Origin of the sequence: Pedobacter sp. (genome assembly GCF_035317785.1) — a bacterium.
In the GTDB taxonomy this organism is placed as follows: domain Bacteria; phylum Bacteroidota; class Bacteroidia; order Sphingobacteriales; family Sphingobacteriaceae; genus Pedobacter.
Genome location: NZ_DATHGC010000138.1, coordinates 1 through 11,819, shown reverse-complemented (window position 1 = coordinate 11,819; position 11,819 = coordinate 1). Strand labels below are relative to the sequence as shown.

Annotated in this window: 7 protein-coding genes; 1 reads left to right on the top strand and 6 read right to left on the bottom strand. The window is 43.7% G+C overall.

The window, feature by feature from the left end:
- From VK541_RS08660 to VK541_RS08640, 5 genes are all read right to left on the bottom strand, one after another.
- Window positions 1-375, bottom strand: a 375-nt coding sequence (locus VK541_RS08660; protein ID WP_324368960.1) for a DUF3823 domain-containing protein, incomplete at its 3' end; no start/stop codon positions are given.
- Window positions 376-385: 10 nt separating this feature from the next.
- Complete coding sequence (locus VK541_RS08655; RefSeq protein ID WP_324368957.1) at window positions 386-2,248, bottom strand: RagB/SusD family nutrient uptake outer membrane protein; 1,863 nt, start codon at window positions 2,246-2,248, stop codon at window positions 386-388.
- Window positions 2,249-2,252: 4 nt separating this feature from the next.
- On the bottom strand, window positions 2,253-5,381 hold the full coding sequence (locus tag VK541_RS08650; RefSeq protein ID WP_324368955.1) for a TonB-dependent receptor: 3,129 nt from the start codon (window positions 5,379-5,381) through the stop codon (window positions 2,253-2,255).
- Between the two features lie 236 nt (window positions 5,382-5,617).
- Window positions 5,618-6,400 carry a response regulator transcription factor gene (locus tag VK541_RS08645; RefSeq protein WP_324368952.1) on the bottom strand — a complete coding sequence of 261 codons (783 nt, stop codon included), beginning with the start codon at window positions 6,398-6,400 and terminating at the stop codon, window positions 5,618-5,620.
- A gap of 1 nt (window position 6,401) precedes the next feature.
- Entirely contained in the window at window positions 6,402-9,551 is a 3,150-nt protein-coding gene (locus VK541_RS08640; RefSeq protein ID WP_324368950.1) for a ligand-binding sensor domain-containing protein, read from the bottom strand.
- 365 nt (window positions 9,552-9,916) lie between these two features.
- Here VK541_RS08640 and VK541_RS08635 point away from each other — a divergent pair, with 365 nt between their 5' ends.
- Window positions 9,917-10,720, top strand: a complete 804-nt coding sequence (locus tag VK541_RS08635) for a hypothetical protein (protein ID WP_324368947.1) — start codon at window positions 9,917-9,919, stop codon at window positions 10,718-10,720.
- 205 nt (window positions 10,721-10,925) lie between these two features.
- On the opposite strand, the gene VK541_RS08630 is transcribed toward VK541_RS08635, so the two are convergent.
- Window positions 10,926-11,819 (bottom strand): NADH:flavin oxidoreductase (locus VK541_RS08630; protein WP_324368946.1); only part of this gene is annotated, 894 nt, incomplete at its 5' end.

The window sequence follows — 11,819 nt, the reverse complement described above, 5'->3', positions numbered from 1 at the left end:
AAAAGTCGCATCGCTAATCGTAAAATAAGGTCGCACGGCAACATCAAAACTGGTAGCGCCTTTAACGACCACATTTATTGTATCAGTATTGGCCTCCCAGGGGCCGTTGCCAGAAATGCGGATCAACTTGTAATTCCCATCAAATAAGGTTGAAGCGAAGCTTCCGTCCTGTTTTACGTTCACGTTTATCGGGGTTACAGTTTCAAACCCAGGCTGAAATAACTGCAGCACACTTATACCCTGTCTTATTCCTACCGGTTTTCCGTCAAACACCAGTCTTCCGGTTAACACAGACTTAGGTGGTTCAAAATTATCGAGCTCACATCCGGATATTCCGACAGCCATTAAAATGATACTATAAAATAACTTCTTCATTGCTTAAAAATTAGTGAAATGGATTTTTTACCAGAAGCGGGTTTGCGTTCAGCGCATTCTGCGGAATGATCGAATAATAATTCCCAAGCCGGAATAACCTTGGTTGTGTAAAGCGCGGTGCTACTCTTTTAACAAATACATATTTGTTGTGCTTCGCCGGATCTGAAGGTCTGACTACTCTGTATGGCCACAGCGCATTTACCATAGTATTTGGCGATTGCCTGTTTCCGTTAAACACATCATGGGCAATGCGCCAGCGCTTTAAGTCCCAGTAGCGTTGTTCTTCAAAAGCAAGCTCGACCTGAAATTCCTTTCTAATGACAGTTGTAGTCAATGACTGCAAACTATTCGGGCCAAAGCCTGCGCGTTCACGGACCAGATTAATATATGGCAGTGCCTCGGCCGGTCTGTTCAACTCGAAAGCTGCTTCTGCAGCATTGAGCAGGATGCCGCCCAGCCGGTAACGGATCCACCAAACATCACTTCCCTGACCTGATTGCCCCGAACCAATCCTTGAATCCACATATTTGCGCATATAAAAACCTGTATTTGTCACATTTGCGGCATTGGGCAGCGGACCGTCAGCGGCAACAAGGGTTCCCCCATCGGTGAACAGACTGCCCAGGTCAGCAGACGTACGGGTAATATACTGGCCGGTGGCTGCGTTCCACTCCATAACTCCAGCCTGAATATCTACCCTTTTCCCACGAAACGTAGACCCAGGGACAATTACACTGCCGGACATCCGGTAATCCTTCCCGGCAAACAGATCTTCAAGACGGTCATAGTAGATATAGTCGGCACCATTCGGTGTCCGGATCTTAAGCTCACCCGTACTGCCGTTCAAATAATCAAAGGCTTCGACAAGGTTTAGTGAAGGAGTGACCCCAGCGGCTCCGCTTGCATTCTCTCTTAGTGAGCGGGGTATATTTTCAACCGTATAGTCGTGATATTTGCCATCAAGTGTATAATCGAAAGCCCATATCACTTCCCTGTTATTGGCTTTTTTTGTGAACAGGTCATAAAAGTTCTGCACTTTATCCGGATTTTCATTGTACAGGGAAAATTGCTTGCCGTCTATGATTTCCCTTGACGCGGCCAGTGATTGCTCATAATACCCTTCAGCCCGGTCAGCAGGAATCCCAACCTCACCTCCGGGGGTCCGGATAGGATCAGCCATCAGATTATTATATTTCGCTATCGACGCAGCATAAAGCATCGCCTGGGATTTCAGCGCGAGTGCTGTCCATTTATTGGCCCTGGTCTTACTTCCTGCAGTTAAAGGCAGTTCCTCCTTAATCGCATCAAGTTCGCTGGAAATAAAGTCATAAATACCTGCTTCCGTAGTTCTGGGTGTTTTCATTGCATCCACATCAGCCGGTCCGTTATACTGAAATGTTTTGAGTATTAGCGGAACACCGCCCATACTACGAACATGCAGGAAATAAACGTAGGCCCTGATAAACCTGGCCTCAGCAAGCAGATGCTTTTTCTCTGCTGCATCCATTGCAGAGGATGCTTCCAGCTTTTCAAGGAATAGATTGACATCCCGTATCAAATCATAAGACCATAACTGCTTGTCGGTATATGGATAGTTTACACGGGTATTGCGTGCGTTGTTTGCACCAAGACCGCCCGACCACATCGCCTCATCCAAATCTGTGGGGGAAAGTTTCCCGGTTTCCAACCCCCCAATAGGTTGCAGACGGCTATATAAATTGGCTAGTACAGAAAGCGCAAGCTTTGGATCGCTCCAAACCTGATCGTCCAGTAATATATCAGTTGGTTCCCGGTCGAGGTATTTCTTACAAGCCCCTGCCTGAACTAAAATCACGAGAGCGCATGCGTATATAAGTTTCTTTAATTGTTTCATTACTTTAAAATGTTAAGTTAATTCCGAAGTTATAGACCCTTACTGATGGGTATTCCAGTCCTGTGTTGAGCTGAGTTTCGGGGTCTATCCCTAAATCCTTGACATTATCAATCGAGAAAAGGTTAAAGCCATTTGCATAAATCCTGACCTTACTGATCTTCGCGCCTTTCAGCCATTTATCGGGCAGGTTATAGCCGATCTGAACATTGCGTAACCGCAGATAAGAAGTGTTTCTGAACCAGAAGCTGGAAGCACGCTGATTACTTTCATTATTTGATTTTTTTAGTGCGGGGTAGGTTCCCGGAACCCAGGGACTGGCCGGATCAAAGATATCCTGACGGTGCCAGCGGTCATTCAGCAGGAAGTCAGGCGAATTCGCATCATTTTGAAAAGGCAGTTTTAATTCCGCGGCCCGGCCACGGCTCTGCATGGTCGCACCCGAAAAGTTCAGTCCCAGATCGAATCCCCTGAAGCTGACCGAACTGTTAAGGCCAAAATTCAGATAAGGCAAGTTCCCCTCACTATAACCGTTCGGCCTTTCATCCAGACCATCAACAACACCGTCATTATTTTGATCCTTGTAGATAAAATCACCCGGCAAAAGCGTCGTATTGTTCTGACCGTCTACATCAACGGGATAGTTTGCGATCTCTTCTTCCGACTGGAACTGCCCGATAAATTCATAGCCCCAGTTGATCCGGGCCCAACGGTCTTCTATTGAATTGCGATAGCGGTCAAGCGAATTACCAAAGCGCGGTTTATAGGTAGATATATTCCGTAACCGTGCCAGTGTCGCATTTAGACCGACGCTGTACATCACCTGGCCACTTTTTCCTGAATGATTGAGTGCCATCTCAACACCCAGTGTCCGGTTTGCATTCAGGTTTTCGCTAGGGGCCGTAAAACCAACTTCAATCGGCAAAAGTACATCATATCTTGGTGCTGGTATGCCAGTCAGATCTCTTCTGAACACCTCAAATGTTCCCGCCAGCTTTCCCGCCCATAAATCAAAGTCAAGACCGATATTACTGATGGCACTCTTGATCCAGGTTAGCCTGGTAACCGGCAGGCCCCTGGCGGCAATTCCCGTGATCAGTTTATCATCCAGATAAGCATTACCCGCTCCAAAATTATAGCCAGGCAGGTATGCAAAAGGGCCAACACCATTGTCCTCACTTCCTGTTTCACCGTAAGACGCGCGAAGTTTAAGGTCGGTAATTACTTTTTTAATACCTTCACCTTGCAAAAAGGCCTCTCGGGAGATCCGCCAGCCGCCTGTCACGAAAGGAAACAGACCCCAGCGATGGCCCTTAGGAAAACGCCAGGAACCATCATACCTTCCGCCGATTTCCAGCAGATACCTGCTGTCGAAATCATAGTTTCCCCGGAAAATGAAACCTGCTCTTGCTTCTTCGCTGACACGGTCACTCACTGCCTGCAGCTCGTTGAAAAAATTCATAATGTCTATCTCGTTACTCACTGGCTGGGAACGCACAAAAAATAATTTATCCGTGCGGTCCTGCGATTCCATAGCTCCGATCGCACTGACATTGTGCTTGCCAAAAGTTCGGTTGTAATTCAATTGAACACGCAAAACATTGTCAATGATATAGCCGTTGTCCCGTGATCTATAGGGATTCTGCTGTCCACCGGTAACGTCATAGTTTCCTGTCGCAGAATTATAAGTATAAGTTTTATATGTTTTCTCGTAAGTATTACCCAATAAATTATTGTAAAAAAAAGCATACATCCCGGTAGCGGTGAGACCTTTAATTGGAAATTTATATTCGAGATCAAAGCTGGTTTGCAGGGTACGACGCTCAGTCTTGTTATAACCGGAATATTCAAAGGTGGCATAATTGGTAGCAAAATTATTATTGGTTGCCGGGTAGTCCGGATTGCCGTTCGCGTACGGGCCCTCAGTTGGCAAGTTTCTGAACTGTCCCAATAATGCCTGAAAATAATCGTCTTCTCCCGGCAGTCCAAGCAGGTCGCGGATCTCTATTTTGCCATTGATCTTCACGCCCACTTTAAACCGTTCGCCAATCCGTGTTTCTATATTTGATTGCAGGTTGGTACGGTTAAAGTTATAACCGTCGAAAACAGCATCCTGATTTAAATGAGCTAATGAAAGGTAATAGCTTGTTTTTTGTGAACCACCTGTTGTATTTAAATTGAGATACGCCTGGGGCGCATTGTCCTTAATATAACTCGACCAGTCGTATCCTTCATGCCCTGGCACCCGTTGCTGCCACTTGCCTACCTCCTCAGGAGTCCAGACAGATGATCCACTTTGATTGATATCAGCCTCAGCAAGAGCTCTGACATAATCTGCCGCACTTGCTGCTTTTGGAAAACGGAACAAGCTCTGCAAACCGTAATAAGAGTTGACATTAACTCTGTTCTCTTTATTTAAACCGCCTTTTTTTGTTGTAACCAATACCACACCATTCGATGCCCGTAATCCGTAGATCGCTGCAGATGCATCTTTCAGAACAGAAAGGCTCTCAATATCCTCAGAATTCAGGTTATTAAACTGTTGAGGGCCCGAAGGAACACCGTCTATCACATAAAGCGGATCACCCAGGTTTCTGATCTGTAATCTTGCTTCGGCACCTGGTCGTCCATCTGGTGCTCTTGAGGTTATACCGGCTACCTTCCCTACTAATGCCTGTGAAACAGTTGGCACGGGGCTTTCCGTCAGCTCTTTGGAGCTAATCGTCGCAATTGACCCGGTAACACTTGTCCGGCGTTGTTGGCCATAGCCTACAATCACCACCTCTGTAAGCGACTCTGACGAAGCCTCAAGTTTAATATTTACTGTTGCACGGTTATTAACGGAAACTTCCTTTCGAAGAAATCCGACATAATTGAAGATAAGAATGTCATTGCCAGAGGCAGGAATGGCATATTTTCCGTTAGCATCAGTAGCTGTTTTAGCACTTTTATTTTTTACCGTAATGGTAACTGCGGGTACCGGGCCTCCCTGGTCATCCGTTACCACTCCCCGGACGATACCATCGGAAACTTGCCAAGCTACCCAAAATTTTTTCTCCTTGCTATAACTATTTATTGAATACGCTGGCATACAGCAGACGATAAGCAGCCAGAAGACCGCATTTAGCTTTAACATTCTTTTTGGTTCTATTTGGTTAATGTAAAAAAGCAATACTGGTATTGCCCCCGTTTACTCCATCGGTGTCTATTTTGGAAAACAGCTAGCACATCTTCCCGGTGTGACTACCGACTAGGCAAAGTAAAAGATAATGAGGTAGTTATTTTATTCATACTTTAGACGATTTATCTCAAATTAATGATATCTGCTATACATTCATATAACATTAGGAAACTTCTGTAAACTACTTGTGATCAGGTATTTCTCTCGTTGAATTTATTGCGTAGCGAAGAGATATATTCCAGGGGTGACTGATGGAAATAGCGTTGAAAACTTCTTCCAAAAACTGTTTGGGACTTATAGCCGACAATTTCTGCAATTTCAAAGATTCTATGGTTGTTCTCAGCCATAAGATGTACGGCTTTTTTTAGCCGGGCCTGGGTCACCATGTCTTTTACAGGCACATTTAAAAGCTGCTTTATCCTCCTGTAAAGTGTTGGCCTGCTCATATTCATATACTGTGCAAGCTCATCAATATCAAAATCGCTGTTGCTTAGATTTTTGTGGATGTAATCATCCAGCTTTTTTAGGAATTCAACGTCTGATCTGGACTGTTCCGCGAAGCTGATGTAACTAAATGGGTCCTGAACAAAATGGTTTCTCACCTTAGACCTGTTGTTCAGCAGGTTGGCCGCCTGAACTAGAAGCAGATCATGAGAAAAAGGTTTCTCAATATATGCATCGGCTCCATGCTTTAACCCTTCGATTTTAGCTGTAATTGTGTTTCTGGCAGTAAGAAGAATAATTGGGATATGACAGTACTCTGCACTGGATTTAATCTTTGCACACAGTTCAAATCCATCGATTCCCGGCATCATGACATCGCTGATGACAAGATGAACAGTGTAGCTGCCTAATAACTCCAAAGCTTGCAACCCGCCAGATGCCGTCAGCACATTGTACTCCTCTCCCAGCACTTCTGACAAGAATTGTAGTAAATCTGTTTCGTCGTCTACAAGCAGAATTGTTTCATTCATCTTAATTAGCCCTCAGTCGCTCAAGGTCGAATTGAATTTTTTGGTTGATCGGTAATATCAGCTCAAATATATTTATTTCCTTATCTACAATCAAAACTAACTTACCATGGTGAAGTTCCGCTAAATATTTTGAAAGTGCGAGACCAATCCCTGTTCCGCGTATGTTATTTTGGTTTTTGATCCTAAAAAAAGGCTCAAATATCTTATGCTGATACCCTGAGGCGATCACTTCTCCGTCATTTTCTATTCTTAACCTGAAAGAACCTTTTTTTTCGTCCTCCGGCGGGAATAAGCTAATCACAATATTCTTTTCTGAATATTTGACCGCGTTTGAAATCAGGTTGCTGATCATTTTAGTACAAGCCTCTTTATCAACAAAAGCCTTTACATGCTTTTCAGGCAGGTTCAGATCCAGGTTGAGGTTTCTTGTTGCAAGATATGAGGAGAAGGCCTCAACCTGGTCAGCAATCAACTGGTTGATATCTACATATACAAAGTTCAGCGTAAACTCATATTGTTCAGTTTTTCTGAAATCCAGCAACTGCGAAGTTAATGCAATCAGCCGGTTCATGTTTTTCTTCACCAGTTCAAGATTCCTGCGAACGGTGGTGGTGTCTTCAATTTTACTCAGTGCCCAGTCAATTGGCCCCTTTATAAGGGTAAGGGGTGTTTGTATTTCATGTGCAATATTGGTGAAGAATTCAATTTTTGCCTGGTAGACCTCTTTTTCTTTTTCAAGTTCAAAAAGTTGTTGTCTTCGCCTGTTCTTGTTTTCAATGTTCCTATGATAGACGTAAACAGTAATGCACAGTGCCGCACAAAGGAAAACAGTATAAAAAATATAGGCGGCAGTGCTCTTCCAAAATGGCGGAGAAATCTTTATATAAAATGTACGCACAGGAGTCTCCCACAATCCAATATTGCTTTTTGCCTGGACAACGAATTTATATTCTCCAGGAGCTAGATTGGTAAAATATGCCTTTCGATTGGTGTGAATATGAGTCCACTCCTCATTCAAGCCTTCCATACGGTATCTGTAACGGATCAAATCTGGAGCGGAATAGTCTAATGCCGCAAATTCAATATCGAAGGTGGACTGGTCGTAGGTCAGTTCTATCGCATCCGAATAAATCATTGATTTTTTTTGCGACACATTAGGCGGGTGGTTAGCACCATTGGCACTGATGTGAACAGAAGTAATATAAAGCGGCGGAATTGGGGTTTTCTTCTTTAATGAGTCTGGATGAAATGAGATCAACCCTTTGACAGATCCAAAATACATCTTCCCATTCTTATCCTTAAAAGCAGAACTGTAATTAAACTGATCGGTTAAAAGTCCGTTTGATTTGGAATATACATAAAAACGCTCGGTGTTTAAATTGAGGCATATCAGTCCTTTCAAGCTGCTAATCCATAAATTACGGGTATCATCCTCTAAGATCCTAAAGATGTTATTTGTAGGAAAACCATTTTTTGTCGTAAATCTTTTGAAGGTTTTATGGTCCCGGCTTAATTTGATCAGCCCACCCCCTTCAGTAGCAAACCATAAATTTTTCCGGGAATCTTCATAGATTCCCTGGATCATATCATCACCCGGTGACAGGTCACTGTTTGTCTTGAAACTGACATTTCCGTATCTGCCTGTTTTAGGATTGAAGAAAAAAGCGCCGTTTCCAAGGCTGCCTGTCCAGATGGTACCGGTATGATCTTCAGCAATGGCATAAGCAAAAGACCGTTCGGGAATTTGCGGTATCGGCACCAGCCCCTTAGCTCCGGGCTCATAATACAGTAAACCGGCCCCAGTTGTTCCAACCAATATTCGTCCCGCCGAGGTTTTAAATATGGACATCACAAATGCATTCGATACACTTCCCGGATGCCGCGCAACCGGATAGCGCTTTACGACTTTTCCGGAATTCCTGTTCAGAATTTCAAGCCCCTGAAAAAATGGACCTGCAAGTACCTCATTTTTATCAACCAGCAAACCATGTATGTTTGGGTAAGATAGATCTGAAGGCCGCTTGCCATTAGAAAAATGTGAAAACACCCTTGTAACGGGGTCAAATTTATTAATTCCCGCATCTTCGGTACCAATCCATATGTTGCTATCCTCATCTGCGCAAATTTCTCTGACCGCATTGCCGGAAACTGAATTGGCTGCGTTAATCGGAAAATACTTTTCAAATTCATTATTTTCCATGGAAAGATGGCTCAGTCCTCCAAAGAATGTTCCGGCCCAGATACCCTTCCTCCTGTCCTGAAATAAGGTATACACAGCATTATCACTCAAAGAATATTGGTCACCGGCTCTTTTTTTAATATTTAGATAAGTCCCCTTAAGCAAATCATAAATATAAATACCGGATTCCGTCGCAAGCCAGCATTTTCCATCATCCAGTATCTTGATGTCCCTTACATATACATCGGTGCCATCAGGGTTCTTTGTAAGCAATGCGGTCACCTGTTGTGTTTTCACATCATATCTAAAAAATCCACGCCGTGTTCCAAATAAAACATAGCCTTTTACCGGAAGAATCCGGATAATCGGCAATGAAATATGCACCAGACCAGCCATATGCACATCTTTGACCCTCAGCTTCGGCCCATTTATATCAATTGTCTTTAGTCCGCCTTTTCCTGTTCCGGCCCATAATGTACCGTATTCATCAAATCCCAATGCTGTAGCGTTTATGCCCGTGTTGATGTTCTTTCTGGTTTCCTGGTTATAGGTATTAATTTTGCCGCTGGCAATCATCCACAAGTGATCCTGATGATCCCTTTTTATATCATGAACCGATGTATAGGGTGCGTTGGCCCGCTCGATGTGCTCAAAATGAGGATCAAATACAAATAGTCCGCTTAGTGTGCCTATCCACAACATGCCTTTATTATCTTCGCTCAGAACATTGATGGAATTTGCTCCGGAACGTTCTTCCGGTATTAAAAAATTCTTAAAATAGCACCCGTCAAAACGGTTTAAACCTCCCTTCGTTCCAATCCACATAAATCCCTTCTGGTCTTGAATAACACTTCTTACCGTATTATGGGATAATCCATTGTCAACCTGATAATTCTCAAAGTAATAAGATTGGCCCTTGCAGATGACAAAGACCATACTTAAATACAGGAATAAAAAGGTCTTTTTAATCATGTTTCAGCCAGTAGATTTAACGCAGCACAATTTATACATAAATATTTTCATTCAAATTGATAAATCAGTCACTGCGACTATCCAGGAAACAAATGACATAGAAGGTCTAATTTTTGACGCATAAGGTCGAAAAAAGACGGTAGATAAATCTAGTATAGGACAAACAGCAGATAAAATAAGGTACGGTTGTATAATAGTCCACGTATAGTCCACCTATAGCCCACCTATAGTCCATGTTTTCACCAAAAAACACGGACTATACATAAAATATTCGTATATTGTATGTGAACTGATGTGCAGGAGTACCGGAACTGTTTCCAGAGTATTGCTCAGCATAGCTGCCGTGAACTTAAATATACATAAAAATGGCAAAACTTGACGGTAAATTTTTGCGCGGCATGATTGGCCCTGTCGTGAATAAAAAATACAGGAACTTACAGGTGATCACCCAGTCGCCCAGATATAATCCTAATAAAAGAACTGAACCCTCAAAAAAAGCAGCGGTAAAGTTTGGAGTAGCCAGTAATTTTGCCTGTTCTATAAGAGATAACTTTTACAATGTAATCGTACAGTTATACGACGGGCCGATGATCAATAGATTGCTAAAAGAGGTCAGAATTATACTCGGGCAGTCTTTGGATCAGCAGACGGATACCTTTAATTTTGACAGCGAAAGCTTTAGCCGGTTAAACGGTTTTGAATTTAATGAAGAATCACCGCTAAGGGACAATCTCTTTATCCAGCCTGTCACTACGCTTACAGGTCCAAATCTCCAGGCCCAGTTTCCAGATATGCACATTCCACAGGACTTGAAATTTCCAAAAACTTCGAATGTTTGCATGCTCGGTGTCGCTGTGGGCATGTATGACCTCAGTTATGGTCGCAGAATCCTAAGTCCTGTACAATCCATCGAGATAAAAAATAGTCCTGATGGTGTAATCATCCCCGCCAAACAGTTTAACTTTGAAATAGAGCCAGGTTGCCTTTGCATTGTGGTAATTTCCCTGCAATACCTCAAAACTATTTTTTCGGGAAATATGCTGATCAATAACAAGCAGTTTAGTCCTTGCGGGATACTAAATGCCACGATGGCCAATGGTCAGGTTGATGAGTTAAAAACTAAACACTGGAAAAAAATGGATTTTAGGACAACATCGCCCCTGACATAAAACCCGGCATTGCCCCCTCCCGCTGATTTTATTCCAGGTAAAAGCTGGATTGCTTTAAGCGCATCGCGTTCTCCGAAAATCAGGGGATCTTGTTTATCGTGTTCATATTTAGCTTATCGGCACCCATTTGGGGACTTGTAAGGCTTCGTGAAGGCGGTGGAATAGAAATGGTCATTCGGCCATGGATATATGGCCTGACAACGTATCATGTATAGGAACTGATTACTGAATTGCTGTGCCGGATGGTAAGATACGGCTGGATCATTGATTTGTGAAAAGCAAGTGGTGTTTCACCGTTGAGGGTCTTATTGGGCCAACATGGGTCTGCCAGTGCAGCTCTTCCCAGCGACACAATATCACCATGGCCACTTGTCACGATCTGCTCCGCTTTTTGGAGGTCATTCATGCCGCCATTGGCGATAACCGGGAGTCCGGTGACCTGTCTGGCAATTCCGCTAAAAGAAGACCCGTCTTCATAAAGACATTCTCTTGCCCAGTTGCCCCCTTCAGCGGCGATGTGTACATAATCAAGCTGAGTTTTGGCGGCTTCATTGAGGATTTCCAGTGCCGTCCGCGGTCCGTCAGGCAAACGGTAACTGAGGTAATTGACCTTGCTTTCGGAAAGACGTAACCCCACAATAAAATCATCACCGGTCGTTTTACGGATACCATCAACAATCCCTGCTATTGGCCGGAATCTGTTGGTCATATGACCACCATAATTGTCTTTCCGCAGGTTGCTGTATCCAGTGAGGAACTGGTCCCACAGATAGCCATTTGCCGCATGGATTTCTATGCCGTCAAAACCAGCATCTCTCGCATTCTGTGCCGACTGCACAAATCCTTTAACTGCTTTTTCAATGTCTTTATGAGTCATTTCAGAAGGAACAGGATAAGGACCGGGTGTTCCTCCTGAACCAGTATTTCTTTGTCCCCGGGGCAGAAATGCCGAAGCGGATACAGTCTCGTCGAGCATCTCTGAAAGAGCACCTGCATGCATAAGCTGGCAGATGAAAAGTGAATCGTGTTTTCTCACCCGGTCTGTGATTTGCTTCCATGCTTTTATATGGCCTTCGCTTACAATACCGGGCTGGTTTGG